We start from the raw sequence: 26,010 nt of genomic DNA, 5'->3' as shown, positions 1-26,010 counted from the left end.
GGATACTTGCCGAACTTGAAGAGTCACCCATCGTAGCGGGGGCTCTTCGGTGCGCGAACTTCGCGCGCCGCAAGACGGGAAAGCACGAGATGGTTTTCGTCACCGACGCCGCTGGCCTCGTCACCCATCTCGGTCGCCACTGGTCCAAGTTGACGGGCCAGACCCTTTCCGAGGCGCGCAACTTCGGCTGGACACGGGTCGTCCACCCCGATGACCGTGACTTCGTGCGCGATCTCGTGCTGGAGGCCATCCGCACGCAGAGCGGCTTTTCCCTCCGCTTCCGCCTGCGCGCCGCCGCGGGCGGCTACGTCTGGGTCATGTCCGGGGCGGTGCCCTCCTTCGGGCCGCCGGGCCGGACCTTCCTCGGCTTCCTCGGCTCGCTGATGCCCCTGGACGAGCCGCCCGACGACATCGCCAAGGCCGCCGGCACCCTGAAGCCGCCCGAACCTCCCTGGCAGGACGGGTCGCCCCTCGAACGGGCGGCCGATTACCTGCTCGCCGCCCACAGCCTGATCGCGCGGTCCGGGCGGCAGGAGACCCTCGAAGCGGTCGAGACCGCCCTGCGGCGGCTCGGCGAGGATCTGGCCGGGGAAACCATGATCGAAGCCTCCACCCGTTCAGAGCTGCACTGACACGTGAGCGCGCGGAGCGCTCTAGCCAGAACGGGGCGCCGCCGCTATAAGCGCCCGCTCATCCGTATCCTGCGGTGTGCGTGGTGGCTCCCCTCCGACGGGACTCGCCCGCGCGCCGCTTTGTCCGCCGGCATATCTGAAGGATCCCCGCCATGGCCGTTCCGAAGCGAAAGACTTCCCCCTCCCGCCGCGGCATGCGCCGCTCGGCCGACGCCCTGAAGGCGCCGACCTATGTCGAGGACAAGGATTCGGGCGAGCTGCGCCGTCCGCACCACATTGACCTGAAGACCGGCATGTATCGCGGCCGCCAGGTGCTCAAGGTGAAGTCGGCCGAGGCCTGAGCCGGCGCCTCGCCACGTTCGAAACGGATATGCTCTGGGAAGAGGGGCGCGGCCTGCACGGCCAGCGCCCTTTTTCGTGGGCGGGCGCCTGACGACGAACGCGGCTCAGTCCCATTCCGGGCCTCAACCTGAGTGTCTGACTGAGAAGCCTGAGCGGTCCCGACCTGTTCGACACGGATCCCAGGCGGGCCTTGTCGGACGATTCCAGAAGTCGTTTCGAATCCGGGAAACCCACCTTCGAGGCTGCTTCGCCGCACCTCAGAGTCTGGCCGGAAAGCCGCGTTCTCCCCTCACTCCCCCTCATCCTGAGGTGCCGCGAAGCGGCCTCGAAGGAGGGCTCCAGACGGCGCCGCGATCGCTGGAGCCCTCCTTCGAGGCCTCCGCTGCGCTCCGGCACCTCAGGATGAGGTCGAGGGTGAAAGAACCGCCGGTTTCTCGGCCAGACACTCAGGACGAGGCCGAGGGCGGGATCGACGGTGAGTGAACGGCCGTCAGGCGAGGAGCCGGGCCATCTCGGCATAGCGGTTCGCCGCCTGCTGCGTCCGCACGATGCGCGAGGTCTGGAGGGTCGGGTCCGCCCCCACGAGGAGTTGGGCCACGAAGCCGGCCTCGGTGCGTCCGTCGCGCAGGAAAGCGGTCGAGCGCGGATCGCTGCTCCGCCCCCCGTCGATGACGATCATGGCCCGCGAGGGCGCCTTGCGCGCCTCGGCGGCAGCGGAGACCGGGCGGATCGTCTCGACCCGTCCCGTTCCGGCACTTCCGACCGATCCGATTCGTCCCATCGCAGCACCCTCGCCTGCCCTGATGGCTGCAGGTGCAAGCGTGGGGCCGCCGCTAACGTTTCGTCAACCTTTTCGGATTAACGGCGCACCCCTTATTTCTGGGCGAGCTGCTCCAGCCGCGCCTGCATCTCCAGCATCTGGCGCTTGAGGTCGTCGAGGTCGCTGCCCTGCACGGGAGCCGGGGCGCTGGTCGGCGGCGCAACCGTGGCGCCGGGGGGCGTGAACCCCGTGAACATCTTCATGGCGTCGCCGAAGAAGCTCATGTTCGTGCGCACCTGCTGCTCGATGGCGTGCTGGAACGCCGACGGGCCGAAGCTGTGGGCGAACTTCTCGCGCAGCCCATCCTGATCCTTGGCGAAGTTCGCCATGGAGAATTCGAGGAAGCTCGGCACCATGGCGCGCATGCTGTCGCCGTAGAAGCGGATCAGCTGGCGCAGGAAGGCGACCGGCAGCAGGTTCTCGGCGCCCGCCTTGTTCTCCTGCTCGAAGATGATCTGCGTGAGCACCGAGCGGGTGATGTCGTCGCCCGTGCGCGCATCGTAGACCACGAAATCCTCGCCGTTCTGGACCATCGTGGCGAGGTCCTCCAACGTCACGTAGGTCGACGTGCCCGTATGGTAGAGCCGCCGGTTGGCGTATTTCTTGATGACGGTCTGAGGCGTCTTCACAGTATCCGCCATCGCAGATCGGCCTTTCTGAACTCGAACAACCGTAGCGACTCGACGTGCGTCGCCGGTCCACATCGCAGTCGCGATATCGCGCCCGCACACAAGCATAAGACCTTCCACAAGCGCAGAAAACAGCAAAGTGCTGCCGTCCCGTGCAGAATATTGCATTTGCAGTGCGTGGCGGAGGCATGGGTACCGCCGGTGGCGGGGCAAAGGGTGACGCATGGGTGGTGAACCGGGCGTCGCCGTCACCGCCTCCCCCTCTTGGGCTTCTTGACTTCGATCGTTCCGCGCACTTCATCGCTGGAACGGCACGAGGAAAGGCGCGCGCCCTGACGCGACGCGCCGGCCGCGAGAGGAGAACGTCATGGCAGGCAGCGAAGAGATCGTCATCGTCGGGGCGGCACGCACCCCGGTCGGCTCGTTCGGCGGCGCGTTCGGCGCAGTGCCGGCCCACGAGCTCGGCGCGACGGCGATCAAGGCCGCGTTGGAGCGGGCGAACGTCTCGCCCGACGATGTGGACGAGGTGATCTTCGGCCAGGTGCTCACGGCGGGCGCCGGCCAGAACCCGGCCCGTCAGGCGGCGATCAAGGCCGGCATCCCCGAGAAGGCGACCGCCTGGGGCCTCAATCAGGTCTGCGGCTCGGGCCTGCGCACCGTCGCGGTCGGCATGCAGCAGATCCAAAACGGCGATGCCACGGTGATCGTGGCCGGCGGCCAGGAATCGATGTCCCTGTCGCCGCACTGCCAGTACCTGCGCGCCGGGCAGAAGATGGGCGACATCAAGCTCATCGACACGATGATCAAGGACGGCCTGTGGGACGCCTTCAACGGCTACCACATGGGCACCACCGCCGAGAACGTCGCGCAGGCGTTCCAGCTCACCCGTGAGCAGCAGGACGAGTTCGCGACCCGCTCGCAGAACAAGGCCGAGGCCGCCCGCAAGGAGGGCCGGTTCAAGGAAGAGATCGTCCCCGTCACCGTGCCGGGCCGCAAGGGCGACACCATCGTCGACACGGACGAGTACATCCGCGACGGCGCGACCCTGGAAGCCATGGCCAAGCTGAAGCCTGCCTTCTCGAAGGACGGCACCGTCACCGCCGCCAACGCGTCGGGCCTCAACGACGGCGCGGCGGCCATCGTGCTGATGTCGGCCTCCGAGGCGCAAAAGCGCGGCCTCACCCCGCTCGCCAAGATCAAGTCCTGGGCGACGGCGGGCGTCGATCCGAAGATCATGGGCACCGGGCCGATCCCGGCCTCGCGCAAGGCCCTCGACAAGGCGGGCTGGAAGCCCTCCGACCTCGATCTGATCGAGGCGAACGAGGCTTTCGCGGCCCAAGCTCTGGCCGTGAACAAGGACATGGGCTGGGACGACGCGAAGGTGAACGTGAATGGCGGCGCCATCGCCATCGGCCACCCCATCGGCGCCTCGGGCGCCCGCGTCCTCGTCACCCTGCTCCACGAGATGAAGCGCCGCGATGCCAAGAAGGGCCTCGCCACGCTGTGCATCGGCGGCGGCATGGGCGTGGCGATGTGCCTTGAGCGGCCCTGATCGATTTGTAACGGCGCCCCCTCGACAGCGTTCGAGGGGGCTACAAAAGTTGTCTTGAAGATCGGTGCGAAAAAAATGACGTGCGGACGTCATCCGTACGCAGCACAGATCGTGCGGCTTTAGGAGGAAACACAATGGCTCAAGGACGCGTCGCCCTCGTCACCGGCGGCACCCGCGGCATCGGCGCGGCGATTTCGAAGCGTTTGAAAGACAAGGGCTACAAGGTCGCCGCCAATTACGGCGGCAATGACGAAGCCGCCCAGAAGTTCAAAGACGAGACCGGTATTCCGGTGTTCAAGTTCGATGTCGGCGACATGGCAAGCTGCGAAGCCGGCATCAGGGCGATCGAGGCCGAGGTCGGGCCGGTCGACGTGCTGGTCAACAATGCGGGCATCACCCGCGATGGCGCCTTCCACAAGATGACCTTCGAGAAGTGGCAGCAGGTCATCAAGACCAACCTCGACTCGATGTTCACCTGCACCCGTCCGCTCATCGACGGCATGCGCAGCCGGGGCTTCGGGCGCATCATCATCATCTCGTCGATCAACGGCCAGAAGGGCCAGGCCGGGCAGACCAACTATTCGGCGGCCAAGGCGGGCGTGGTCGGCTTCGCCAAGGCGCTGGCGCAGGAAAGCGCCTCGAAGGGCATCACCGTGAACGTCGTGGCGCCGGGCTACATCGCCACCGAGATGGTGATGGCGGTGCCGGAGGATATCCGGAACAAGATCATCTCCACGATCCCGACCGGCCGCCTCGGCGAGGCCGACGAGATCGCCCACGCGGTCGAATACCTCGCCAGCGACGAGGCCGGCTTCGTCACCGGCTCGACGCTGACCATCAACGGCGGCCAGCACTTCGTCTGAGGATCCAGAGGGCGGGGGCGACAGGCTCCCGCCTTCTTGTTGTCATTGCGCGCGAAGCGAAGCACGGCGGCATGTCCCGTGCTTGCATGTGGCATCCCACGGGCTCAGGCTAGCCCGGTCGGGCCAGCCGACGGGTCTCGGCCCCTCCCACCACGCTTCGCGCGAGTATCGACGTTGAGAGACTTCTCCCGCCCCGGCCGTTCCCCCGTCCATGCGGCCAACGCCGCCGTGGCGACGTCCCATCCGCTCTCGACGCTCGCGGCCATCGAGGTGCTGCGCGCGGGCGGGAATGCCGTCGATGCCGGCATCGCGGCGGTGGCCGTGCAATGCGTGGTCGATCCGCTGATGACCGGCATCGGCGGCGATTGCTTCGCCCTCTACGCCCCGGCGGGCGCCTCCGTGCCGGTCTCCATCGACGGGTCGGGCCGCGCCCCGGCCGCCGCGACGCCGGACTGGTACGCCGAGCACAAAACGGGCATCGCCCCGGATTCCCCCCATGCCGTCACCATCCCCGGCGCCGTCGCAGCCTGGGACACGATGCTGCGCGAGCACGGCACCAAGTCCCTCGGCGAGTTGCTGCAGCCGGCCATCGGCTACGCGGAGAACGGCTTCGTCGTGCAGCCGCGCGTCGGCTGGGACTGGGCGCGCTGCGTGCCGCGCGTGGCGGGCGATGCAGACGCCGCCGCAATCTACCTGCGCGAGGGGCAGGCTCCGCTGATCGGCAGCGTGATGCGCCTGCCGCGCCTCGCCGCCACGCTGCGGCGGATCGCGGAGCTCGGGCCGAAGGGCTTCTACGAGGGGCCGGTCGCGCAGGACATGGTGAGCAAGCTCACCCGCCTCGGCGGTCTGCACACGCTGGAGGATTTCGCCCGCGCCCGCGCCGACACGGTGACGCCCGTCTCGACCCGCTATCGCGGCTACGACGTCTACGAATGCCCGCCCGCCGGCCAGGGCCTCGCCGCGCTGATGATGCTCAACGTGCTGGCGCCATACGATGTCGGCGCGCTGTCGGACCTCGACCGCACCCACCTCTTCGCCGAGGCGTGCAAGCAGGCCTACCACCACCGCGACGCGCTGTTCGGCGATGCCGACCTCGCGAAGGTGCCGATCTCGCACCTGCTGTCGGATGCATGGCACGCGGCGGCGCGGGGGGACATCGACATGGCCCGCGCCCGCGAGCCGGTGCTCTATCCGGAGGCCGCCGAGACCGTCGCCCACAAGGACACGGTCTATCTCTGCGTGGTCGACCGGGACGGTAACGCGCTGTCCCTCATCAATTCGATCTTCCAGGGGTTCGGCTCCGGCATCCTGGCGCCGGAGAGCGGCGTGCTGCTGCACAATCGCGGCCTGTCGTTCCGCACCGATCCCGGCCACCCGAACAGCATCGGCCCCGGCAAGCGGCCGATGCACACAATCATCCCCGGGATGGTGATGAAGGACGGGCGGGCCGTCGCGCCGTTCGGCGTGATGGGCGGGCATTACCAGGCCATGGGCCATGTCGAGCTGCTGAGCGGCATCCTCGACCGGGGGCTCGACGTGCAGGAAGCCCTCGACGCCCCGCGAAGCTTCGCCTATGGCGGCGGCCTCGAACTGGAGAACGCCATTCCCGATGCGGTGATGGCGGGGCTGGCCGAGCGTGGCCATCCGGTGCTGCGGGCGCCGCTGCCGCTCGGCGGCGGGCAGATCATCTGGATCGACCGGCAGGCCGGCACGCTGTCGGCCGGCTCCGATCCGCGCAAGGATGGCAGCGCGCTGGGCTATTAGACCCTGCGCCGTCTTTGCGAGCGAAGCGAAGCAATCCAGGGACGCGCTACACTCGACAACGTCCCGCTGCCCTGGGTCGCTTCGCTGTCGCTCGCGATAACTGCGGAGGCGATTTGAAGATGAGAGTTCCATGACGGCTTACACTTCCCTCGAAGCCCGGTTCGCGCGGCTCTCGGCCGTCGAGGGCGCGGCCGGCATCCTCGGCTGGGACGCGCAGACCCTGATGCCGGAGGGCGCCGCCGAGACGCGGGGCGAACAGCTCGCGGCGCTGCGCGGTCTCGCCCACGAAATCCTCACGGCGCCCGAGACCGTCGACACCCTGGCGGAGGCCGAGAGCGCGGGCGGGCTCGACGGCTGGCCCGCCGCCAACCTCACCGAGATGCGCCGCGCCTACATCCACGCGGCGGCGGTGCCCCGCGACCTCGTGGAGGCGGAATCGCGGGCGCGGTCCCGCTCGGAGATGGTCTGGCGGGAGGCCCGCCGGGACGCGGATTTCGCCCGCCTCGCCCCCTACCTCGCGGAGTTGCTGCGGCTGGAGCGGGAGATCGGGCAGGCCAAGGGCGCCGTGCTCGGCCTCGACCCCTACGACGCCCTGCTCGACAGCTACGATCCCGGGATGCGCCGGGCGGTGATCGACCCGCTCTTCGCGGACCTCACCGCGTGGCTGCCGGGCCTGATCGCGCAGGCGCGGGCGCGGCAGGAGGCGGCGGGCGCGCCCCTGCCCCTCGACGGCCCCTTCCCCATCGAGACGCAGCGGCAGCTCGGGCTGGCGCTGATGCGGGGGCTCGGCTTCGATGAGGGGCGCGGGCGGCTCGACATCAGCCTCCACCCGTTCTGCGGCGGGGCCACGGACGACGTGCGCATCACCACCCGCTACGACGAGGGCGACTTCTCCCGCGCGCTGATGGGCGTGCTGCACGAGACCGGCCACGCCCTCTACGAGCAGGGCCGCCCGGCCGCATGGCGCCACCAGCCAGTGGGCTCGGCGCGGGGCATGAGCCTGCACGAGAGCCAATCGCTGATCGTGGAGATGCAGGCCTGCCGCAGCCGCGAGTTCATGGCCTACCTCGCCCCGCTGCTGCGCGAGGCCTTCGGCCGCTCAGGCCCCGCCTGGGAGCCGGAGAACCTGTTCCGCCTCTACACCCGCGTCGAGCCGGGCTTCATCCGGGTCGATGCCGACGAGGCGACCTACCCGGCGCACATCCTGCTGCGCTACCGGCTGGAGACGGCGATGATCGCGGGCGACCTCGCGGTGGCGGACCTGCCGGGCGCCTTCAACGACGGGATCCGCGAGTTGCTGGGGCTCACCGTGCCGAACGACCGGCTCGGATGCCTTCAGGACATCCACTGGCCGAGCGGCGCCTTCGGCTACTTCCCGACCTACACCCTCGGGGCGCTGGCAGCCGCGCAGCTGTTCCGCGCGGCGAAGGACGCGGAGCCGGCCCTGCCGGGTTGCCTCGCGCAGGGCGATTTCGGCCCGCTGCGGGGGTGGCTGCGGACCCATATCCACAAGCGCGGCAGCCTTCTGCCGACCGACGCGCTCCTGAGCGACGCGACCGGCTCACCGCTCGGGACGGCGGCGTTCCGGTCGCATCTGGAGGCGCGCTACCTGGGGGCGTGACGACGGCTGAGCCGCGACGTTTCAACCCCTTCCCATCGTGAACCCATAAAACCTTCCGTCATTGCGAGCATCAGCGAAGCAATCCAGGGATCCGCTACAGCCGGACATGTCCCGCTGCCCTGGATTGCTTCACTGCGTTCGCAATGACGGGTCAGCTTTCAGTACTGGCCAGACTTGCCGTGTTAGTCGCAGCTCTCCTTATGGACAGTCTTGCGATCGCCCATGTCGTTGGTCTTCGTAACGGTCTTCGAGGAGCAGCCGTCGCTGCTCTCGCGGGTCTCGACGGTCTTGCTCTCGGTGGACGGGCGGTCGACCACGACGGTGTCGGGGCGGTCGCGCTCGATGACGGTGGTCTGGGCGGCGGCGAAATGCGGCGTCAGGCCGGCCAGCAGAAGCGCGGCGGCGGGGACGAACAGACGCATGGTGGGCTCCTTGCAATAACAGGTGCCCAGCAACGGTGAACGCCCGAATACGGTTCCGCTTATTGGCCGGCCCGAAGATCAAGCAAGAATTGAATCAGTAGTCTGGCGCCCTCCTCCGGCGCCCCGGCATTGTCGATGGTCAGGTCGGGCTCGACGCTGGCCTGCCGGGCGAGGCGGGCCGAGAGGTCGCCGTCCTGCGCCCGCGCCCGCGCGGCGAGGCGCTGCGCCAGCACTTCCGGCGGCGCGGCGATCTTCACCACCCGCGTGCCGGGGTAGCGGGACCGGGCCTCGGCCACGATCCGGCGGGAGACGTTGCTCACCACCACGCGCCCGCTGCGAGCGAGCCGGCCGCAGCGCGCCGGCAGGGCATAGCCGAGGCCGTGCGCCCGCCACGACAGGGCGAAGCGCCCCTCTGCCTCGGCGCGGGCGAAGGCGTCGTCATCAATGGGCGCGTTGTCCTCGTCCGCCGAGGGCGGGCGCGTGACGAGGCGCTGCGGGAAGACGATGCCGGGCTCGCCGGCCAGCGCCTCCCGCGCCATGCGGATCAGCGTGTCCTTGCCCGCTCCGCTCGGGCCGACGACGAGGACGAAGCCCATCACACCACCCGGAGGCCGGCGCGCCACACCTCGCGCATCACCGGGATGCCGGCGGCGAGGCGCACGCGGGCGAGGTCGGCGCGCAGGCCGGGCCGCAATTCGCCCCGGTCGGTGAGGCCCGTGGCGCGGGCGGGGTTGGCCGTCACCGTGGCGATGGCCTCGGGCAGGCCGATGCCCGGCACCCGCTCGGGGATCACGAACGCGGCCATGGCGAGGCTCGCGGGCACGTAATCCGAGGAGAGGATGTCGAGGAAGCCGGCCTCGGCGAGGTCCTGCGCCGCGACGTTGCCGGAATGCGAGCCCCCGCGCAGGAGGTTCGGCGCCCCCATCATCACGGTGATGCCGCGCCCGTGGGCGGCCTCGGCCGCCTCGCGGGTGGTGGGGAATTCGGCGAGCGCCACGCCCTCGCCGGAGGCGAGATCGACATCGCCCAGCGTAGTGTCGTCGTGGCTCGCGAGCGGAATGCCCTTCGCCTGCGCGAGCGCCACCAGGGCCGGGCGGTTCACGGCGTTGAGCGCCCTGCCCTTCTCGATCTTCCAGGCGGTCGCCTTGCGGATCTCGTCGAGGGAGCGGCCGCCACGCGTGGCGTAAGTCTCGTACTTGCCGATGTCCCGGAACTGCCGCTGGCCGGGGGTGTGGTCCATCAGCGAGATCAGGTCGATCGTGTAGCGGGTTGCGAAGGACTCGACGGTGGCGATCACGTCGTCCGAGGGCAATTCGCAGCGCAGATGCGTCCGGTGCTCGGCCCGGAGCAGGTCGCCCTGCCGCGCCGTGTCGATGGCCTCCGCGAGGGCATCGAGTTCGGGGCCGAGCCCGCTGCCGTCCGGGTCGCTGCCCGCGCGCAGGGAATCGAACACGGTGGTGATGCCCGACGCCGCGATCTGCGAATCGTAGGCGAGCACGGCGCCGAGGGGATGCCAGCGCACCTTCGGCCGGGGCGCGTAATGGCTCTCCAGATGGTCGGTGTGCAGCTCGATCAGGCCGGGGATCAGGTGGTCGCCGCCGAGGTCGAGGCCGCGCTCCGGCGCCCGCCCCTCGCCGATCTCGGCGATGCGCCCGTCGACCACCGCGAGCCAGCCGTGCTGCACCCTGTCGGGCAGCACGAGGGTGGCGTTCTCGATCACGAAATCCGTCATGGGCCTCCCGTCCTCTTCGTTCCGTCCGTCTTTGCGAGCAAAGCGAAGCAATCCAGGGAAGCGCCACATTCGGGAACGTCCCGCGACCCTGGATTGCTTTGCTTCGCTCGCAATGACGGTGTTTTCCGCAATAGCGCAGTCTTCATGCCGCCCGCGCCGTGCCGAACGCCGTTACGTCGATGATCCGCCCGCCGATGGCCTCGCGCATGGCCGCATCGTGGACGATCCCGAGGATCGCCGCGCCCGCCGCCCTTCGCTCGGCGATGAGATCCGCCACCACGGTGCGGTTCTCCGCGTCGAGGGAGGCGGTCGGCTCGTCCAGCAGGAGGATCGGCCGGGGCGCGATCAGCCCGCGGGCGATGTTCACCCGCTGCTGCTCGCCGCCGGAGAAGGTCGCGGGCGGCAGGCCCCACAGCCGATCCGGCAGGTTGAGCCGCGCCAGCAGGTCGCCCGCCCGGTCGCGGGCCTCGCCCTCGGACAGCCCGCCCTCGCGGCCCGCCGCCTCGACGACGTCGCGGGCCGACACGCGGGGGATCACCCGCAGGAATTGCGAGACGTAGGACATGGTCCGCGCCCGGAGCGCCAGCACGTCACGGGGGGCGGCGCGGGCCACGTCCACCACGCGCTCGCCGTCGCGGACGAGGATCGCGCCGGAATCGCAGCGATAATTGCCGTAGGCCATGCGCAGCAGCGAGGACTTGCCCGCCCCGGACGGCCCCCACAGCACGGCGCATTCGCCGGGCGCGACGGAGAAGGTCGCGCCTAAGACCACCGGCAGCACGGTGCCGCCGCGCAGATGCAGGGTGAAGCTCTTGGCGACGTCGCGAAATTCGAGGGCGGTGGTCATGCGGCGAGCACCGAGGAGACGAGGAGTTGGGTGTAGGCGTCGGCGGGGTCGTCCAGCACCTGATCGGTCAGGCCGGTTTCGACCACCTTGCCCGCACGCATCACGGCGATGCGGTGGGACAGGAGCCGCGCCACGGCGAGGTCGTGGGTGACGATGACGACGGCGAGGCCGAGTTCGCCCGAGAGCCGCCGGATCAGGTCGAGGAGGCGCGCCTGCACCGAGACGTCGAGGCCGGAGGTCGGCTCGTCCATCAGCACGAGGCGGGGCGCGGTGACGAGGTTGCGGGCGATCTGCAACCGCTGGCGCATGCCGCCGGAGAAGCGCGTCGGCGGATCGTCGATCCGGTCGGCGGCGATCTCCACGCGGTCGAGCCAATCGAGCGCCTGGGCGCGGATGTTGCCGTAGTGGCGCTGCCCGAGCCCCATCAGCCGCTCGCCGACATTGCCGCCGGCCGAGACCGCCATGCGCAGGCCCTGCGCCGCGTCCTGCCGGACGAAGCCCCAATCGGTGCGGGCGAGCGCCCGGAGTTCCGCCGGGCCGATCTCCCCGAGCGAGCGCACCCGGCCCTCCCGGTCGCGGTAGCGGACCTCGCCGTCATCCGGGGCCAACTCGCCCGCGAGCATCGACAGAAGGGTCGACTTGCCCGAGCCCGATTCCCCGACGATCGCCAGCACCTCCCCCTCGGTGACGTCGATGTCGACGCCATCGCAGGCCTTGCGGGGGCCGTAGGCCTTGGTGAGGCCGTGGGCCGAGAGCAGCGGGGTCATTGCGCATCCTCCCGGCGGGTCTCGCAGGCATCGGTGTCGGAGCAGATGTACATCCGCCCGCCCGCATCGTCGGTGACGACCTCATCGAGGTAGTGCCCGCGTGCTCCGCACAGGGCGCAGGGCTCGGTGAAGGTCTGCACCCGGAACGGATGGTCCTCGAAATCGAGGCTGCGCACCGTCGTGTAGGGCGGCACGGCGTAGATCCGCCGCTCGCGCCCCGCGCCGAAGAGTTGAAGCGCCGGGCAATCGTCCATCTTGGGGTTGTCGAACTTCGGCGTCGGCGACGGGTCCATCACGTAGCGGCCGGCGACCTCCACCGGATAGGCGTAGGTGGTCGCGATGTGGCCGTGGCGGCTGATGTCCTCGTAGAGCTTCACATGCATCAGGCCGTATTCGGCCAGAGCATGCATCTGGCGCGTCTCGGTCTCGCGCGGTTCGAGGAAGCGCAGGGGCTCCGGGATCGGCACCTGATAGACCAGCGTCTGGCCCTCGTGCAGCGGCGTCTCGGGGATACGGTGGCGGGTCTGGATGACACTCGCCTCGGTGGTGCGGGTGGTGGTGGCGATTCCTGCGGTCTTGGCGAAGAAGCGACGGATCGAAACGGCGTTGGTCGTGTCGTCGGCCCCCTGGTCGATGACCTTGAGCACGTCCGACCGGCCGAGGATCGCCGCCGTCACCTGCACGCCGCCCGTGCCCCAGCCGTAGGGCATCGGCATCTCGCGCGAGGCGAAGGGCACCTGATAGCCCGGCACCGCCACCGCCTTCAGCAGCGCCCGGCGGATCATCCGCTTGGTGCCCTCATCCAGATAGGCGAAGTTGTAGGCAGCATCCCCTCTCCCCGCCTGCGGGGAGAGGGCTCCGGCGACCTTGTCGTCGCCGGAGCGAGGCGGCAGCCGAAGGTGAGGGGGCTCTTCGGAGATGGCGCCCCCCTCACCTTCGCCCTTCGGGCTCGCCTCGCCCCCGACAAGGGAGGCTCGGCCCTCTCCCCGCAGGCGGGGAGAGGGGTCGGTGCTCAGCTGGACATCGCGCGCCTCGCTCATTCCGCAGCCTCCCGCCCGGCTTCGAACTCGGCGCGCAGGCGGCGCACCAGTTCGAGTTCCGCCTGGAAATCGACGTAGTGGGGCAGCTTCAGGTGCTCCACGAAGCCCGTCGCCTGAAGGCTGTCGCAATGGGCCAGGACGAATTCCTGATCCTGCGCCGGGCTCGCCAGCGGCTCGCCCAACTCGCCCGCCCGGAGCGCCCGGTCCACCAGCGCCATGGCCATGGCCTTGCGCTCGCTCTGGCCGAAGACCAGCCCGTAGCCCCGCGTGAATTGCGGCGGCACCGCGCGCGAGCCCTTGAACTGGTTGACCATCTGGCACTCCGTGACCTGCACGGTGCCGAGCGGCACGGGGAAGCCCAGTTCCTCCGGCACGAACTCGACCTCGACCGTGCCGACCCGGATCTCGCCCACGAAGGGGTGGGTGCGCCCGTAGCCGCGCTGGGTCGAGTAGCCGAGCGCCAGGATGAAGCCCTCGTCGCCCCGCGCCAGGGCTTGCAGCCTCGTCGCCCGGTCGCAGGGGTAGTCGACCGGCTCGCGGGTGATGTCGGGCAGCGGCGTGCCGTCATCCTGCGGCGAGGGCTCGATCAGCCCGTCCCGGCCGAGGAGGTCCGTCACCCGGGGCGTCGCGGCGGCGTCCTCGCGGGGCTCGGCCTCGGCCGCCGTCTCGGGGGCGCCGTCCTCGGCGAGGGCGAAATCCACGAGGCGGTGCGTGTAGTCGAAGGTCGGCCCCAGCACCTGCCCGCCGGGCAGGTCCTTGAAGGTCGCCGAGACCCGCCGCCGCAGGGCCATCGCCCCCGTGTCGAGGGGCACCGAGGCGCCGAAGCGCGGCAGCGTCGTGCGGAAGGCCCGCACGAGGAACACCGCCTCCACCACGTCGCCCCGCGCCTGCTTCAGCGCCAGCGCCGCGAGGTCGGGATCGTTGAGCGAGCCTTCGGCCATCACCCGGTCCACCAGCAGGGCCATCTGCTCGCGGATCTGCGCGACGGTCAGTTCCGGCACCGCCGGATCGCCCCGGCGCACCTCCGCGAGGAGCCGGTGGGCGTTGTCGATGGCGGCCTCGCCGCCCTTCACGGCCACATACATCGGCTCAGCCCTCCACGGCGGTCGAGCGCGGCAACCCGGCCACGCGGCCGGGGGCGGTGAGCAGGCCATCGACCCCGAGGGGGAAGCCGGCATGGTTCTCCCGCAGGGCTTCGGGCCAGCCTGGCGGCATCGGCGCCAGCGCCAGATCCGCCGTGCCGCGAATGCCCGGCCCGGTGAGGCGCAGGCCCATGCCGGCGTCGAGGGCGTCCAGCGCGAGAACCAGGGTGGTCGAGCCGTCGGGATAGGCGGGCGAGCCTTGCGCGAAGGTGGCGAGCGGCGGGCAGCGTCCGGACTCCCGCACCAGGGCGAAGGCGGCCCGCGCCGGATCGTCGGTCAGCGGCGCCCCGGTGTGGAAGCGCATATACGCGGCGACCTCGGGGGCTGCGGCCAGCGCGGGATCGAGCCAGACCGGCGTGTCGCCATCGGTCAGCGCGAGCGCGATGGCCGCGAGTTCGGGCGTCAGGGGCTCCGGCGGATCGAGGTGTGTCGAAATGGCGTGGATCGTCCCCGGCCGGGCCAGGGCGTCGAGCACGGCGCGGAACACGCCCTGCGCGTCGTGGACGGGATCGCGGAAGCCAGGGCGAAGCATCTCAATCCTCCCCACGGGCGAGCGTCAGGAAATCGACTCGCGTCGCGGCAATGCGCCTCGCCTCGGCGGCCTGCTCCGCCGCCTGCCGCCGGGCGACGGGGGCGAGAGCCGCCTCGACCCCCGCGCGGTCGCCCTGCCAGAGGGCGTCGAGGATGGCGGCCTGCCGCGCCCGGCGGCGGTCGCGGCCGAGATGGTAGGCGAAGCCCGTCCGCCCATCGGCCAACCGCACGGCGGCGCGGGTGACGCTGACTTCCCCAAGGTTGAAGGGCCGCCCGTCGCCGCCGATGCGGCCGGTGGCCATCACGAGCCCGATCTCCGGCGCGCGCAGATCCTCGGCCTCCGGCGCGCCGAGCCCGACGAGGGCGCGGGCGAGTTCGTCTACTGTCGCGGCGGTGCAGAGGGCCATGACGCTTCTGCGCGCCTCCGTCCCCGCGTCCCGATCAGCCACGTTCATGACGACCTCCGTGCTTGTCTATATGTTTAGACAACTGGCGCCGGGAGCGCAAATGAAGTTTGTATGACGCCGCTGTTTCAGGAGGGCGGGGCCTGCGTGAGTGAACCGGTCGAAGCGTTGAGCCGTGGGGCGGGTCTCGCCGCGTGGCGGCAGATCGCGGATGCCCTCGAATCGGAGATCGCGACGGGCAGCTTGGCGCAGGGGGCGCAGCTTCCCACCGAGGCGGTGCTGGCCATGCGCTTCGGCGTGAACCGGCACACCGTCCGCCGGGCGCTGGGGACGCTCGCCGAGCGCGGGCTGATCCGCGCGAGCCAGGGGCGCGGCACCTTCGTGGAGGCGCCGCCCCTCGCCTACCCGATCGGCCGGCGCACGCGCTTCTCCGAGATCGTCACCGGGGCCGGGCGGGAGCCCTGGGGGGATCTCGTGGCCCATGCGGAGATCGAAGCCGACGCCGAAGGCGCGGCGATGCTCGGAATCGCCGAGGGCGCCCCTCTGATCGAACTCGTCACCGTCCATAGGGCGGACGGCGTGCCGCTCTCCACCGCCCGGACATGGCTGCCCCTGCCGCGCTTCGCCGGGTTCGCGGAGGCCTATGCGGCGTCCGGCTCGATCACGCGGGCGCTCGCCGCCTGCGGCGTGCCCGACTACACCCGCCTCTCGACGCGCATCCGCGCCCGCCTCGCCGACCCGGCCGAGGCCGCGCGGCTCGACCTGACGCCGGGGCGCGTGGTCATCGTGGTCTCGAGCGTGAACGTCGACGGCGCGGGCGTACCGGTGCAGGCCAACCGGGCGGTGTTCGCGGCGGACCGAGTGGAAGTGGTGGTGGGGACTTAGCGCGGTCTTCACAATCGTTGGATCGAGCAGCCACTTCGTCATTGCGAGCGGAGCGAAGCAATCCAGGAGAACGCCACACCCGGAAACGGCCCGCTGGCCCTGGATTGCTTCGCTGCGCTCGCAAAGACGGTTGAGGAGCGGTGATCCAAATCTCCCAGAAACCGCTCCAGGGTCGCCCTCACCGCCCCGCGCCGCCGATGATCGCCCGGCGCAGGCGCCCGGAAACCCAATCGATCACCGCGACGGTCACGAGGATCATCAGCACCAGAAACGCGACCTGCTGCAGTTCCAGCACGCGGATCAGTTCCGTGAGGTACTGGCCGATGCCGCCCGCCCCGACGATGCCGATGATCGTCGCGGAGCGGGTGTTCGATTCGAAGAAGTACAGCACCTGGCTCGCCAGCACCGGCAGCACGCCGGGGATGAGGCCGAAGCGGATGCGGTGGAGCGCCGACCCGCCCGAGGCGACGACGCCCTCGGCGGGCCTGCGGTCGCAGGTCTCGATGGCCTCGGAGAACAATTTGCCGAAGGCTCCGACATCCGAGCAGGCGATGGCGAGCGCCCCGGCGAAGGGGCCGAGCCCCACGACGTTGATCCAGATGAGCGCCCAGATCAGCACATCGACGGAGCGGATGACGTCGAGCCCCCGTCGCACGGCGAACCGCGCGAAGGGGTTCGGCACCACGTTCCGCGCCGCCAGGAAGGCCACGGGGAAGGCGAGGATCGCCGCCGTGAGCGTGCCGAGGAAGGCGATGCCGAGGGTTTCCGCGAGCGCGTGAAGGAATACGCCGAAGCGCCCGCCGGCGCTCGGCGGCAGCATCTCCAGCGCGAAGCCGCCGAGACGCCCGAGGCCGCCGAGGATGCGCGCCAGCGAGAATTCGAGCGCCCACATCCCGTAGACGGCGAGCCCGAGGATGGCACCGAGCACCGCCAGAAGCCGCAGGCGGCCCGCGATATCCGTGCGGAATTGCTCCGGATGGCGGGCGCGGATCACATCCAGTTCGGCGACCGCCGTGGCGCGCAGGGAGGACGGGGTGCGCCCGGTCATTGCGTCCCCTCCGCGCCGATGAGGTGATGGCGCAGCTTCTCGGTGCCGAGATCGATGGCGAACACGGTGAGCACGATCAGCAGGAGGATCGCACTGACATCAGAGTAGTAGAAGTTGCGAATCGCGATCAGCAATTCCTGCCCGATCCCGCCCGCGCCGACGAACCCCATCACGCCCGCGCCGCGCACGTTGATCTCGAAGCGCAGCAGCGCGTAGGAGGCGAAGTTCGACAGGACTTGCGGCAGCACGGCGAAGCGCACCGTCTCGACCCAGCTCGCCCCCGTACCGGTGAGCCCCTCGACCGGCTTCATGTCGATGTTCTCGACCACCTCGGAGAACAGCTTGCCGAGCGCCCCCGTGGTGTGGATCGCCAGCGCCAACACCCCGACCATCGGGCCGAGGCCGAAGGCGATGACGAAGATCAGCGCGAAGACGATCTCCGGCACCGTGCGGCATATTTCGAGGTAGCGCTTGGCGGCGAAGCGCAGGGCGGCGCTCCGCACGAGGTTGCCCGCCGCGACGAAGCACAGGACGAACCCGCCGACCGCCCCGAGCAGGGTGCCGAGATAGGCCATCAGCAGGGTTTCACCGAGGAGCTTCAGCCATTTTGGCAGGCCCCAATACCACTCGGCGACATCTTCCCCGAGATGGGCGGGCCGCAACACCGGCAGGATCTGGCCGAGATAGGCCGTGAACTTGTCGATGTTGGCGGCCAGCACGAGGGGGCGCACCTCGGCAGCATAGCCGGCGAGGACGACGAGCACCGCCATCACCGCGAGCCCGATGAGGACGCGCCGCCGGGCGCCCGCCCGCTCGGCGGCGTAGCGTCCGACGAGGTCGGCGGCCCGCTGGGGCGGAAGGGGTGTCAGGCGGCGCAAGGCTGTGTCACGACTTCCGGCGCTGCTCGTCGTTGAACTTCAGCATGTCGATGATCGGCTGGTAATCCTTCAGCGTCACCGGGGTGAGGCCCTTGTCCTTGCCGTCGGACAGGCGGTCGAAGGCGGCCTTGTCCTTGGTCGGCAGCTCCTCGAAGGCGGTGCGGAGCTTCGTCTTCAGCTCGGCCGGCAGGGAATCCAGCATCGCGAAGGGGCCTTCCGGCAGGAACTCCGACTTGAACACCACGCGGAAATCCGACTGCTTCATCGGGGTGCCGTCGGCGTTCTTGAGCACGCCCTTGGCCACCATGCGCGTGACCATGGTGTCGTCTTCGGCATTCCAGAGGTTCGCCGCCGCGTCGGCGGTGCCCTGGGTGAGCGCGAGCACGGCGTTCTCGTGGCTGCCGGCGAAGACCGTCTTGCCGAAGAACTTGTCGACCTCGTACCCGGCCTTCTTCAGGAAGAAGCGCGGGGCCTGGTTGCCGGAGGTGGAATTCGGATCGACCAGGGCGAGGTTCTTACCCTTCAGATCGTCGATCGTCTTGTAGGGGCTGTCGGCCTTCACGTAGATGACCGAGTAATAGCCCGAGACGCCGGTGTCGTGCTTCTGGTTGACGATGGGCTCGATCTTCACGCCGGTCATCACCGCGCGGGCGAAGGAGGCCGGGCCGTAGAAGGCGAGCTGGATGTTGCCCGCGCGCTGACCCTCGATCACCGCCGCGTAGTCGTTCGCGACGCGCAGCTTCACCGGCACGCCGATTTCCTTGGTGAGGTATTCGGTGAGCGGCGCGTAGCGGTCGGTCGTGCCGGAGGCGTTCTCGGCCGGGATCACGGCGAGGGTGAGTTCCGGCACCTGCGCCTTCCACGCGTCATCCGCCTGGGCCGCGCCACCGAGGAGCCCGAACGCCAGGGCGGCGCCGGTGAGAAACCGTCTCGTGATCATTGTGAATCTCCGTTCGCAGGTCGGCATCCGGCCTGAAGGCCGGACGCATCACGGGGCGTTTCCTCGTGTCCGGTTCTCAGGCGCCGAGCGCGGCTTCGCGCATCGGGCCCGCCGGGATCGGCATGGGCGGGAAGGGGGTGTTTCCCGCCGCGTCGTCGTCCAGCACCTCGCCGGCCTCCAGGCCGTAGAGGCGGCGCGCCACGTCCTCGGTCAGGTCGAAGCCGCGCCCGTCGAACACCACCCGCCCGGCCACCAGCCCGACGAGGCGGTCGCAATAGGCGCGGGCGAGATCCAGCGAATGGAGGTTGCACACCACGGTGATGCCGTAGCGCTTGTTCACCTCCGCCAGGGCGTCCATCACGAGGCGCGTGTTGCGCGGATCGAGGGAGGCGACGGGCTCGTCCGCCAGGATGATCTCCGGCTCCTGCACCAGGGCGCGGGCGATGGCGACGCGCTGCTGCTGGCCGCCGGAGAGCTGGTCCGCCCGCACGGCGGCGAACTGGCCCATGTCGAACCCGTCGAGGGCGGCCAGCGCCATGGCCCGGTCGGCCTCGGACCACAGCCTCAGGAGCGAGCGGTGGCTCGGCACATGGCTCAGCCGGCCCATCAGCACGTTGGTCATCACGTCGAGCCGGCCGACGAGGTTGAATTGCTGGAAGATCATGGCGCAGCGCGCCCGCCAGTCGCGCAGGCGGCGGCCGCGGAGGGCGGTGACGTCCGTGCTGCCGTGCAGGATGCGTCCGGAACTCGGCTCGGCGAGGCGGTTGACCAGGCGCAGCAGCGTCGACTTTCCCGCGCCAGACCGGCCGATCACCCCGACGAAGCTACCCGGCTCGATCCGCAGGGACACCCCGTCCAGGGCACGGCGATCACCGTATTGACGCGTCAGGTTATCGATGACGAGCATTCGGGAACCCGGAAAAGGATGGGTTCCGTAGACACAGCTTGCACGACACTTGGATGACGATTGCCGGCGAAGTATCTCTACGCTTCGTGGCGTTCAAGGAATTCCTCGATCGATAGGCTTCGGAAGTCCGGCAAAGCTTGGCGAAGACGGTTGTAATCCCAATTCCACCATGCCAGGCGTTGCAAGCGCTCGGCGATGGCCGAGGGGAATCGCTCGCGCACCGGCCGCGCCGGGTTGCCGACGACGATGGCGTAGGGGGCCACGTCGCGGGTCACGATGGCCCCCGCGCCGACCACCGCCCCGGTCCCGATGGTTCGCCCGGGCAGGATGATCGCGCCGTGGCCGATCCAGACATCGTGGCCGATGGCGACCGGGCTCGCGCGGCGACGGTCGAAGAAACTGTCCTCGTTCGCCTCGTCGGGCCAGTAGGCGCGGGCGCGGTAGGTGAAATGCGCTTGGCTCGCCCGCTCCATGGGATGGTTGCCCGGGTTGATGCGCACGCTCGCGGCGATGGAGGTGAACCGGCCGATGGTCGTGTAGATCACCTCGCCATCCTCGACGATGTACGAGTAATCGCCGAGTTCGGTCTCGGTCAGGCGGGTGCGGGCGCCGACTTCGGTGAAGCGGCCGAGCCGGCACGCCGTGACCTTTGCGCTCGGATCGATTGTGGGGGTCTCGCTCAGCCGCTCAGCCATGTCCGTCTCCGAATGGAATGCGCGCCAGCAGCCTGAACGGCTTTGCCTCGTCCTGGCGCAGGATGCCGAGGGAGCGGATCGTGAGCGGCCCGGCGCCGCTGTCCCGGAATGCCTCCGTCAGGCGGGCGTGCCAGTCGGCCTGCGCCTCCTCGGGAAGGGCGTCGGTGAGGGTCATGTGGAAGCGGAATTCCTCGAACACGTGCGGGTAGCCCCAGGCGTCGAGGAGCGCGCGAGCGCGGGGGCTCAGCCGCTCCGGCCGGCGCTTGGCCCGCTCGGCCTCGGTGAGCGGCGCGCGCAGCGGCTCGAACGCGGCGACGCATTCCGCCGCGAACAGACCGAGGGCGGGGGGCGGCGCCACCGGCACCAGCGCGAGGAAGCGGCCCAGTGCCGCCACCGCGAGAGGCCCCACCTCGACCGGCGGATGCGCGGCCGCGAGCCGTTCGGCCATCGCCAGCAGGGCGGCCTCGCCCACCCCGGCGGCGAGGCGCATCGGCGCCTTCAGCGTCGCGTGGAAGCCGTAGACCCGCGCCCCCGCCGTGACCTCCGCGAGACCGGGCTCCTGCGGCACGGCCTCGCCCGCCACGTTGTCATAGCCGAGCACCGCCCGGCCGAAGACCTCCAGCGCCGAGCCGGGCTCCGGCAGCGCGTAGATCGCGTAGCGGGGTTCGCTCATCGGGAGGCTCCGGGGCTGAGAAGAAGCCTCTCGCCCATGCGCAGCCGCGCGCCCTCGCGCAAGCCCGGCGCGAGGGTGTAGCCCGGCGGGGCCAGCACCACGATGGTCGAGCCGTGCTCGAACCAGCCCATCTCCGCGCCCTTCGTCAGGTGCGCGGAACAGGGGAGCAGGCGCCCGCCAGTCGCCCGCAGGTCTTGTCCCTCGGCCAGGAAGCCGAGCTTCAGCCCGGCCACGAGGATCGCCGCCACGGGCACGAGGGTCATCGCCGCCCCATCGTCCAGGCGCACGCGAATCACCGCCCGCTCGTTGCGGCAGAACAGGGCCTCGACGCGCTTCAGCGCGATGGGGTTCACGTTCCACGTGTCGCCCCAGAGGTGGCGCACCGAATCGACCCGCAGGTCGGCGGGGGCGTGGAACCGGTGATACATTCCCGCCGTCAGGCGAAGCGTCGCGTAGGCGCAGCCCTCGTGGGCGCGGGCCAGGGCCTCGTCCTGCAGAAGGTCGGCGAGGCGATAGGCGCTGCCCTTCACCTGCAGCACCTGCCCGGCCGAGACGGTGCCGTTCGCCCCGAGGATCGCGTCGGAGGGGCTGACCAGTACGGCGGGGTCCGGGTCCACGCTCCGCGCGCCGGGCCGCAACTCGCGCACGAAGGCATCGTGCAGGCTCTTGAAGCGCGTCTCCTTCGCGTCGGAAAGATCGACATCGCAGAACAGCCGCCACAGGAAGAGGGAGGCATCGCGCACCAGCGGCTGCTCGATGCGGCTGACTCGGCCCATGGCCTGGGTGGCGAGCCTGCGGGGCAGGCGGTTGGTGAGAAGGAAGTTCAGGTCTTCCTGCGCGCCGATTCGGCCCAACGCGGTGCGAAGCGTCATCATCCCGTGAACCGTTCCCGTTAGCCGCGACCGTGATGGACGCGCTTCTCACTTCCCTGTCGGCCGCCGCGGCGGTCGCCCTCGCCCTGCCGCCCACCGTGCGGCGCCTTCAGCTCTCGCGAGCGAAGCACCCGTCGCTGACCGGCCATGCCCGGATGGCCCGGCGAATCGCCCGCCAGATCCCAGCCTATGCCTACGATTCACGACAGTTCTTCCGCGCCGACGATCCGGCCGAGGAGGTGGCGCTGGCCCGCGAGGACGCCTTCGCCCGCCTGTCGGACGAGTTCCGCACGCGCTTCGCCAAGAGCCGCGCCGAGACCGAGAGCGTCCGCTCCGGCCTCTCGGACCTGCAATTCACCGGCCTCTACCGGGTGCCGTTCCAGTTCGCGGAGCCCGTCCGCCGGAATCTCGGCGCGGGCGCCTTCATGGCCGCCTCGAACGGGGTGACGATCACCGATCTCGACGGCAACACGTTCCACGATCTCGCCGGCTCCTACGGCGTGAACCTGTTCGGCGTCGATTTTTACCGGGCCTGCCTGGAGGATGGAGCCGCCCGCGTCGCGGCCCTGGGGCCGGTGCTCGGCTCGCTCCACCCGGTGGTGGCCCACAACGTCGCCCGGCTGAAGGCCCTCTCCGGCCTCGACGAGGTGTCGTTCCACATGTCCGGCACCGAGGCGGTGATGCAGGCGGTGCGGCTCGCCCGCTATCATACGGGAAAGCGCCGGATCGTCCGGTTCTGCGGCGCCTATCACGGCTGGTGGGGCGACGTGCAGCCGGGCATCGGCAACCCCGTCGCGGCCAACGACACGCTGACGCTGGCCGAGATGTCCGAGCGGACGCTGCACGTGCTGGCCACCCGCAAGGATGTGGCCTGCGTCCTCGTGAACCCGTTGCAGGCCATGCACCCGAACGCGGGCGCCCCGTCCGATTCGGCCCTGGTCGACAGCGCCCGCAAGGCGCATTTCGACCGCGCCGCCTACACGGAGTGGCTCGCCAAGCTGCGCGAGGTCTGCACCAAGCGCGGCATCGTTCTCATTCTCGATGAGGTCTTCCTGGGCTTCCGCCTCGCGAAAGGGGGCGCGCAGGAATACTTCAACGTCCGCGCCGACCTCGTGACCTACGGCAAGACGCTCGGCGGCGGGTTGCCGGTGGGCGTGCTCTGCGGCCGGGCCGACCTGATGCGCCGCTACCGGGAGGACCGGCCGGTCGACATCTGCTTCGCGCGCGGCACCTTCAACGCCCACCCGCAGGTGATGGGCGCCATGGCCGCCTTCCTCGACAGGCTGGAGAAGCCGGAGGTCGCGGCGCTGTACGACGGCCTCGACGCCACCTGGGACGGGCGGGCCGCCGCGCTGAACCGGCGGCTGGAGGAGGCGGGCCTGCCGGTGCGGGTCGCCAACCTTTCGACGGTCTGGACCGTGCTCTACACCCGGCCCTCCCGCTACAATTGGATGCTGCAATTCTACCTGCGGTCGGCGGGCCTTCACCTGTCCTGGGTCGGCACCGGCCGGCTGATCTTCAGCCTCGCCTATGGCGATACAGACTTCGCCACCGTGGCCGACCGGTTCGTCGCCGCCTGTGCCGCGATGAAGGCCGACCGCTGGTGGGACGGGCCGGAGACCACCGACAAGGCGATCCGCCGCTCGGTGCTGAAGGAAGCGGCGCGGGTGCGGCTCGGGCTGGCGCCGCGGGGGTGATGCGGCCGATTCTAGCAGGACGCCTCGGTTCGCACCGCCGTCTTTGCGAGCGAAGCGAAGCAATCCAGGGAACCGCCACATCAGGAAGCGGCCCGCTGCCCTGGGTCGCTTCACTGCGTTCGCGATGACGGCAGCACCTCCCCTGAAACGCAGCGCACCCCCTTCCCCCTGCGACGGGGAAAGGAGGCGCGTCTTGGCCAGGAAAACCGATCAGGCGTGGTGTTCGGCCTGCTCTTCCTCGTCGATCATCTCGCCCTGGAGCAGCCGCAGCGGCGCCTTGTGGTAGAGCTTGATGTCATGGAACGGGTCGGTGAGGATCTTGGTCGCCCAGACCACGCCGGTCTGCACGCTCTGCTGGATGCAGAGCTGGCCGACGCGGAAGAGCAGGCCGCCGAGCGCCAGCCACAGCCAGACCCAGCCGACATTGTGCACCACGCCGGACCAATCCGCCGCCGGGGTGAGCAGGCCGAAGAAGCTCGGGCTGAAGTAGAGCGGCAGGGGCGACAGCACCCAGATCGAGAGCAGCACGATCTTGCGCTGCAGGTTGTATCCGACCTTGATCTCTTCCTTGTGCTCGTGGGTCGCGTGGTTGACGTGATCGTAGCCTTTCGGCTCGAAGAACAGATGCCCCGCCTGACGGCTCGTCATCGCCAGGAGCCAGCCGACCAGGGCGGCCTTGGCCGGATCCTTGAACGCCAGCACGTAGGCCACCAGGAAGCAGATGGCGCTGACCACGTGCAGGCTCTGGTTGATGAGGTTGTGGTGATAGTAGCGGTGGTCATCCCAACGCTGGGTGCGCAGCGCTTCCCTGAAGCTGGCCATGCCTCGACACTCCGTTCTGTGATTTCTGTGGAGAAGGAAGCGGCCGGTCAGGCCGTCTTGCGCATGCGGATGAGGGAGAAGTGGCCGAGCGGCGGCAATTCCCGTCGCTCCACGATCTCGATGCCGGGCGCGGCGGCGGCCCAGGTGGTGTAGCGCGCCCACGGAAACTCCGTGCGCCAGCCGAGACGGCTGGTGATGGGGGCGAGCGCGTGCTCGATGGCCTTGCGCAGGCCGGTTTCGGCGCCGATGCGGCTGGTGATGATGATCTCGCCGCCGGGCCGGAGCACGCGGGCGAACTCATCGAGGGCGGCTTCGGGATTCGGCACCGCCGTCACCACGTATTGCGCCACCACGACGTCGAAGGATTCGTCGGGCAGTTCGAGGCGCTCGGCGTCCATCACCGCCAGACCCTCGACGTTGCGCAGGCCGAGGCGGGCGACGCGGGCGCGCGCCTTGTCCAGCATGGGCGCCGAGATATCGATGCCGAAGACGCTGCGCGACTTGGCATAGGCCGGCAGCGACAGGCCGGTGCCGACACCCACTTCGAGCACCCGCCCGCCGACGCGCTCGGCCGCCGAGGCGGCGAGGCTGCGGCCCCGGGCGAAGACGGGCCCGAAGACGAGATCATAGACGGGCGCCCAGCGCCCGTAGGCCCGCGCAACCCCATCACGGTTCAGGGCAGCGCCGAGCGCACCCGGCCGGGAGGAATCCCGGCTGTCCAATCCGATGGCCAAGTGTCGAAACCTTCCCTCAGGCGGTGGCGTCAGGCGGCGAGCCCGCCCGCCTCGATGCGAAGCCGACAGCAGATGTATGGTTGATTTTTGAATGTTCTGTGACACCATGCACGACAGCCGCACTATTGGATTGCGCGTTGCAAGATTTAACTAGCCGGCTTAGCGCTGAAAACCGCGAATTATGCCAAACAAGTCGGCAAACAACCTGCTGCGCTGTCATGGCGTGTGACGCGGAGCAATCCAGGGTTGGTGCAGCGTCCGAGTGACTTGTATCTCGCGGCCGAATCGTCTTTGCGAGAGTCAGCGCATTTTCGGGGAAACGCGGCTCAAGCACCGCCTCCCGTCGTTGCGAGCGAAGCGAAGCAATCGAGGACAGCGGGACGTTTCCGAACCGTAGCGCTGTCCTCGATTGCTTCGCTTCGCTCGCAATGACAGTTGAGCGGACGAGCCAGATCGAACCAAAACCACACTAGGCCGGCAAACGACCGAGTTGATTCAATCTCCCTCCCTTCTCTCGCCCTCATCCTGAGGTGCCGTCGCGAAGCGGTGGCCTCGAAGGGGGGCTCCAGCCTGCCGCGTGATCCCTGGAGCCCTCCTTCGAGGCCCGCTGACGCGGGCACCTCAGGATGAGGCGAAGGGTTGGAGCGGCCTCAACCTGAACGGCAGCCACACTCGCGTGGCCATCGAGGGCCGTCGGGCCACCTCCAGACTCCCCGCTTCCCTGGATTGCTTCGCTTCGCTCGGAATGACG

28 protein-coding genes are annotated in these 26,010 nt (G+C 69.7%); 8 read left to right on the top strand and 20 right to left on the bottom strand.

The features are described 5' to 3' along the window. Nucleotides 1-89: 89 nt before the first annotated feature. Together ACS5Q7_RS06620 and rpmF are read left to right on the top strand one after the other, a co-directional pair. The gene (locus ACS5Q7_RS06620; protein WP_478338627.1) at nucleotides 90-632 is read left to right on the top strand and encodes a PAS domain-containing protein; all 543 of its coding nucleotides are present in this window, start codon (nucleotides 90-92) and stop codon (nucleotides 630-632) included. Between the two features lie 152 nt (nucleotides 633-784). Next, nucleotides 785-973, top strand: coding sequence for a 50S ribosomal protein L32 (rpmF, locus tag ACS5Q7_RS06615; protein WP_003601373.1), 189 nt, complete (start codon nucleotides 785-787; stop codon nucleotides 971-973). 491 nt (nucleotides 974-1,464) lie between these two features. Here rpmF and ACS5Q7_RS06610 read toward each other — a convergent pair whose 3' ends face one another. Further along, the gene (locus tag ACS5Q7_RS06610; RefSeq protein WP_478338626.1) at nucleotides 1,465-1,755 is read right to left on the bottom strand and encodes a hypothetical protein; all 291 of its coding nucleotides are present in this window, start codon (nucleotides 1,753-1,755) and stop codon (nucleotides 1,465-1,467) included. Between the two features lie 92 nt (nucleotides 1,756-1,847). Beyond that, the gene (gene phaR, locus ACS5Q7_RS06605; RefSeq protein WP_478338625.1) at nucleotides 1,848-2,435 is read right to left on the bottom strand and encodes a polyhydroxyalkanoate synthesis repressor PhaR; all 588 of its coding nucleotides are present in this window, start codon (nucleotides 2,433-2,435) and stop codon (nucleotides 1,848-1,850) included. A 355-nt stretch (nucleotides 2,436-2,790) separates the two neighbouring features. Here phaR and ACS5Q7_RS06600 point away from each other — a divergent pair, with 355 nt between their 5' ends. The 4 genes from ACS5Q7_RS06600 to ACS5Q7_RS06585 all read left to right on the top strand — a co-directional run bounded on the left by ACS5Q7_RS06600 (nucleotide 2,791) and on the right by ACS5Q7_RS06585 (nucleotide 8,223). Beyond that, on the top strand, nucleotides 2,791-3,975 hold the full coding sequence (locus ACS5Q7_RS06600) for an acetyl-CoA C-acetyltransferase (protein ID WP_478338624.1): 1,185 nt from the start codon (nucleotides 2,791-2,793) through the stop codon (nucleotides 3,973-3,975). 134 nt (nucleotides 3,976-4,109) lie between these two features. Continuing rightward, nucleotides 4,110-4,838, top strand: coding sequence for an acetoacetyl-CoA reductase (phbB, locus tag ACS5Q7_RS06595; RefSeq protein WP_478338623.1), 729 nt, complete (start codon nucleotides 4,110-4,112; stop codon nucleotides 4,836-4,838). A 174-nt stretch (nucleotides 4,839-5,012) separates the two neighbouring features. Continuing rightward, on the top strand, nucleotides 5,013-6,602 hold the full coding sequence (ggt, locus tag ACS5Q7_RS06590) for a gamma-glutamyltransferase (RefSeq protein WP_478338622.1): 1,590 nt from the start codon (nucleotides 5,013-5,015) through the stop codon (nucleotides 6,600-6,602). A 130-nt stretch (nucleotides 6,603-6,732) separates the two neighbouring features. Beyond that, entirely contained in the window at nucleotides 6,733-8,223 is a 1,491-nt protein-coding gene (locus ACS5Q7_RS06585; protein ID WP_478338621.1) for a carboxypeptidase M32, read from the top strand. A gap of 182 nt (nucleotides 8,224-8,405) precedes the next feature. On the opposite strand, the gene ACS5Q7_RS06580 is transcribed toward ACS5Q7_RS06585, so the two are convergent. The 9 genes from ACS5Q7_RS06580 to phnG form a co-directional block, all read right to left on the bottom strand. Then, complete coding sequence (locus ACS5Q7_RS06580; protein ID WP_243958719.1) at nucleotides 8,406-8,645, bottom strand: hypothetical protein; 240 nt, start codon at nucleotides 8,643-8,645, stop codon at nucleotides 8,406-8,408. A gap of 59 nt (nucleotides 8,646-8,704) precedes the next feature. Then, a complete protein-coding gene (gene phnN, locus ACS5Q7_RS06575; protein WP_478338620.1) occupies nucleotides 8,705-9,241 on the bottom strand; it encodes a phosphonate metabolism protein/1,5-bisphosphokinase (PRPP-forming) PhnN in 537 nt (178 codons plus the stop codon). Continuing rightward, nucleotides 9,241-10,377, bottom strand: coding sequence for an alpha-D-ribose 1-methylphosphonate 5-triphosphate diphosphatase (locus ACS5Q7_RS06570; RefSeq protein WP_478338619.1), 1,137 nt, complete (start codon nucleotides 10,375-10,377; stop codon nucleotides 9,241-9,243). Before ACS5Q7_RS06570 ends, phnN begins: the two co-directional genes overlap by 1 nt. A gap of 142 nt (nucleotides 10,378-10,519) precedes the next feature. Then, nucleotides 10,520-11,224: a phosphonate C-P lyase system protein PhnL gene (gene phnL, locus ACS5Q7_RS06565; protein WP_478338618.1), complete on the bottom strand. Its 705-nt coding sequence runs from the start codon at nucleotides 11,222-11,224 to the stop codon at nucleotides 10,520-10,522. Then, nucleotides 11,221-11,991 carry a phosphonate C-P lyase system protein PhnK gene (phnK, locus tag ACS5Q7_RS06560; RefSeq protein WP_478338617.1) on the bottom strand — a complete coding sequence of 257 codons (771 nt, stop codon included), beginning with the start codon at nucleotides 11,989-11,991 and terminating at the stop codon, nucleotides 11,221-11,223. The genes phnL and phnK overlap by 4 nt, the downstream gene beginning before the upstream one ends. Continuing rightward, nucleotides 11,988-13,031 (bottom strand): alpha-D-ribose 1-methylphosphonate 5-phosphate C-P-lyase PhnJ, encoded by a 1,044-nt coding sequence (locus ACS5Q7_RS06555; RefSeq protein ID WP_478338616.1) that lies wholly within the window; start codon nucleotides 13,029-13,031, stop codon nucleotides 11,988-11,990. The genes phnK and ACS5Q7_RS06555 overlap by 4 nt, the downstream gene beginning before the upstream one ends. Continuing rightward, the gene (locus ACS5Q7_RS06550) at nucleotides 13,028-14,116 is read right to left on the bottom strand and encodes a carbon-phosphorus lyase complex subunit (RefSeq protein WP_478338615.1); all 1,089 of its coding nucleotides are present in this window, start codon (nucleotides 14,114-14,116) and stop codon (nucleotides 13,028-13,030) included. Before ACS5Q7_RS06550 ends, ACS5Q7_RS06555 begins: the two co-directional genes overlap by 4 nt. Nucleotides 14,117-14,120: 4 nt before the next feature. Continuing rightward, complete coding sequence (gene phnH / locus ACS5Q7_RS06545; RefSeq protein ID WP_478338614.1) at nucleotides 14,121-14,705, bottom strand: phosphonate C-P lyase system protein PhnH; 585 nt, start codon at nucleotides 14,703-14,705, stop codon at nucleotides 14,121-14,123. 1 nt (nucleotide 14,706) lies between these two features. Then, a complete protein-coding gene (gene phnG / locus ACS5Q7_RS06540) occupies nucleotides 14,707-15,159 on the bottom strand; it encodes a phosphonate C-P lyase system protein PhnG (RefSeq protein ID WP_478338613.1) in 453 nt (150 codons plus the stop codon). A gap of 96 nt (nucleotides 15,160-15,255) precedes the next feature. Between phnG and phnF the strand changes: the two genes are divergently transcribed. Then, nucleotides 15,256-15,993: a phosphonate metabolism transcriptional regulator PhnF gene (phnF, locus tag ACS5Q7_RS06535; protein ID WP_478338612.1), complete on the top strand. Its 738-nt coding sequence runs from the start codon at nucleotides 15,256-15,258 to the stop codon at nucleotides 15,991-15,993. Nucleotides 15,994-16,171: 178 nt separating this feature from the next. Here phnF and phnE (ACS5Q7_RS06530) read toward each other — a convergent pair whose 3' ends face one another. From phnE (ACS5Q7_RS06530) to asd, 7 genes are all read right to left on the bottom strand, one after another. Further along, nucleotides 16,172-17,041, bottom strand: a complete 870-nt coding sequence (phnE, locus tag ACS5Q7_RS06530) for a phosphonate ABC transporter, permease protein PhnE (RefSeq protein WP_478338611.1) — start codon at nucleotides 17,039-17,041, stop codon at nucleotides 16,172-16,174. Then, nucleotides 17,038-17,919, bottom strand: a complete 882-nt coding sequence (gene phnE / locus ACS5Q7_RS06525; RefSeq protein ID WP_478338610.1) for a phosphonate ABC transporter, permease protein PhnE — start codon at nucleotides 17,917-17,919, stop codon at nucleotides 17,038-17,040. Before phnE (ACS5Q7_RS06525) ends, phnE (ACS5Q7_RS06530) begins: the two co-directional genes overlap by 4 nt. 7 nt (nucleotides 17,920-17,926) lie before the next feature. Beyond that, nucleotides 17,927-18,859, bottom strand: a complete 933-nt coding sequence (gene phnD / locus ACS5Q7_RS06520) for a phosphonate ABC transporter substrate-binding protein (protein WP_478338609.1) — start codon at nucleotides 18,857-18,859, stop codon at nucleotides 17,927-17,929. A gap of 76 nt (nucleotides 18,860-18,935) precedes the next feature. Then, nucleotides 18,936-19,766: a phosphonate ABC transporter ATP-binding protein gene (phnC, locus tag ACS5Q7_RS06515; RefSeq protein ID WP_478338608.1), complete on the bottom strand. Its 831-nt coding sequence runs from the start codon at nucleotides 19,764-19,766 to the stop codon at nucleotides 18,936-18,938. A 77-nt stretch (nucleotides 19,767-19,843) separates the two neighbouring features. Next, entirely contained in the window at nucleotides 19,844-20,461 is a 618-nt protein-coding gene (locus ACS5Q7_RS06510; protein WP_478338607.1) for a DapH/DapD/GlmU-related protein, read from the bottom strand. Further along, entirely contained in the window at nucleotides 20,454-21,134 is a 681-nt protein-coding gene (locus ACS5Q7_RS06505; RefSeq protein WP_478338606.1) for a DUF1045 domain-containing protein, read from the bottom strand. Before ACS5Q7_RS06505 ends, ACS5Q7_RS06510 begins: the two co-directional genes overlap by 8 nt. Next, nucleotides 21,131-22,006 (bottom strand): archaetidylserine decarboxylase, encoded by an 876-nt coding sequence (gene asd, locus ACS5Q7_RS06500; RefSeq protein ID WP_478338605.1) that lies wholly within the window; start codon nucleotides 22,004-22,006, stop codon nucleotides 21,131-21,133. The genes ACS5Q7_RS06505 and asd overlap by 4 nt, the downstream gene beginning before the upstream one ends. Before the next feature lie 35 nt (nucleotides 22,007-22,041). Between asd and ACS5Q7_RS06495 the strand changes: the two genes are divergently transcribed. Next, nucleotides 22,042-23,703 (top strand): aminotransferase class III-fold pyridoxal phosphate-dependent enzyme, encoded by a 1,662-nt coding sequence (locus ACS5Q7_RS06495; RefSeq protein WP_478338604.1) that lies wholly within the window; start codon nucleotides 22,042-22,044, stop codon nucleotides 23,701-23,703. A gap of 210 nt (nucleotides 23,704-23,913) precedes the next feature. On the opposite strand, the gene ACS5Q7_RS06490 is transcribed toward ACS5Q7_RS06495, so the two are convergent. Continuing rightward, nucleotides 23,914-24,525: a hypothetical protein gene (locus ACS5Q7_RS06490; RefSeq protein WP_243958755.1), complete on the bottom strand. Its 612-nt coding sequence runs from the start codon at nucleotides 24,523-24,525 to the stop codon at nucleotides 23,914-23,916. Between the two features lie 47 nt (nucleotides 24,526-24,572). Beyond that, the gene (locus ACS5Q7_RS06485; protein WP_478338957.1) at nucleotides 24,573-25,247 is read right to left on the bottom strand and encodes a class I SAM-dependent methyltransferase; all 675 of its coding nucleotides are present in this window, start codon (nucleotides 25,245-25,247) and stop codon (nucleotides 24,573-24,575) included. Between the last annotated feature and the right edge of the window lie 763 nt (nucleotides 25,248-26,010).

It is taken from the genome of Methylobacterium sp. Gmos3 (genome assembly GCF_056430985.1).
This window is presented reverse-complemented; position numbering and strand designations above follow the sequence as displayed.

What these genes read in the sequence shown, in the direction of transcription:
- phnH (WP_478338614.1), bottom strand. Translation starts at nt 14,705, where the DNA reads ATGCTTCGCCCTGGCTTCCGCGATCCCGTCCACGACGCGCAGGGCGTG.
- ACS5Q7_RS06490 (WP_243958755.1), bottom strand. Translation starts at nt 24,525, where the DNA reads ATGGCCAGCTTCAGGGAAGCGCTGCGCACCCAGCGTTGGGATGACCAC.
- phnN (WP_478338620.1), bottom strand. Translation starts at nt 9,241, where the DNA reads ATGGGCTTCGTCCTCGTCGTCGGCCCGAGCGGAGCGGGCAAGGACACG.
- asd (WP_478338605.1), bottom strand. Translation starts at nt 22,006, where the DNA reads ATGACGCTTCGCACCGCGTTGGGCCGAATCGGCGCGCAGGAAGACCTG.
- phnC (WP_478338608.1), bottom strand. Translation starts at nt 19,766, where the DNA reads ATGCTCGTCATCGATAACCTGACGCGTCAATACGGTGATCGCCGTGCC.
- phnE (WP_478338611.1), bottom strand. Translation starts at nt 17,041, where the DNA reads ATGACCGGGCGCACCCCGTCCTCCCTGCGCGCCACGGCGGTCGCCGAA.
- phnK (WP_478338617.1), bottom strand. Translation starts at nt 11,991, where the DNA reads ATGACCCCGCTGCTCTCGGCCCACGGCCTCACCAAGGCCTACGGCCCC.
- ACS5Q7_RS06585 (WP_478338621.1), top strand. Translation starts at nt 6,733, where the DNA reads ATGACGGCTTACACTTCCCTCGAAGCCCGGTTCGCGCGGCTCTCGGCC.
- phnG (WP_478338613.1), bottom strand. Translation starts at nt 15,159, where the DNA reads ATGAACGTGGCTGATCGGGACGCGGGGACGGAGGCGCGCAGAAGCGTC.
- phbB (WP_478338623.1), top strand. Translation starts at nt 4,110, where the DNA reads ATGGCTCAAGGACGCGTCGCCCTCGTCACCGGCGGCACCCGCGGCATC.
- ACS5Q7_RS06550 (WP_478338615.1), bottom strand. Translation starts at nt 14,116, where the DNA reads ATGTATGTGGCCGTGAAGGGCGGCGAGGCCGCCATCGACAACGCCCAC.
- phaR (WP_478338625.1), bottom strand. Translation starts at nt 2,435, where the DNA reads ATGGCGGATACTGTGAAGACGCCTCAGACCGTCATCAAGAAATACGCC.
- ACS5Q7_RS06620 (WP_478338627.1), top strand. Translation starts at nt 90, where the DNA reads ATGGTTTTCGTCACCGACGCCGCTGGCCTCGTCACCCATCTCGGTCGC.
- ACS5Q7_RS06610 (WP_478338626.1), bottom strand. Translation starts at nt 1,755, where the DNA reads ATGGGACGAATCGGATCGGTCGGAAGTGCCGGAACGGGACGGGTCGAG.
- ACS5Q7_RS06570 (WP_478338619.1), bottom strand. Translation starts at nt 10,377, where the DNA reads ATGACGGATTTCGTGATCGAGAACGCCACCCTCGTGCTGCCCGACAGG.
- phnL (WP_478338618.1), bottom strand. Translation starts at nt 11,224, where the DNA reads ATGACCACCGCCCTCGAATTTCGCGACGTCGCCAAGAGCTTCACCCTG.
- ACS5Q7_RS06580 (WP_243958719.1), bottom strand. Translation starts at nt 8,645, where the DNA reads ATGCGTCTGTTCGTCCCCGCCGCCGCGCTTCTGCTGGCCGGCCTGACG.
- ACS5Q7_RS06505 (WP_478338606.1), bottom strand. Translation starts at nt 21,134, where the DNA reads ATGAGCGAACCCCGCTACGCGATCTACGCGCTGCCGGAGCCCGGCTCG.
- ACS5Q7_RS06600 (WP_478338624.1), top strand. Translation starts at nt 2,791, where the DNA reads ATGGCAGGCAGCGAAGAGATCGTCATCGTCGGGGCGGCACGCACCCCG.
- ACS5Q7_RS06510 (WP_478338607.1), bottom strand. Translation starts at nt 20,461, where the DNA reads ATGGCTGAGCGGCTGAGCGAGACCCCCACAATCGATCCGAGCGCAAAG.
- phnD (WP_478338609.1), bottom strand. Translation starts at nt 18,859, where the DNA reads ATGATCACGAGACGGTTTCTCACCGGCGCCGCCCTGGCGTTCGGGCTC.
- rpmF (WP_003601373.1), top strand. Translation starts at nt 785, where the DNA reads ATGGCCGTTCCGAAGCGAAAGACTTCCCCCTCCCGCCGCGGCATGCGC.
- ACS5Q7_RS06555 (WP_478338616.1), bottom strand. Translation starts at nt 13,031, where the DNA reads ATGAGCGAGGCGCGCGATGTCCAGCTGAGCACCGACCCCTCTCCCCGC.
- ACS5Q7_RS06495 (WP_478338604.1), top strand. Translation starts at nt 22,042, where the DNA reads ATGGACGCGCTTCTCACTTCCCTGTCGGCCGCCGCGGCGGTCGCCCTC.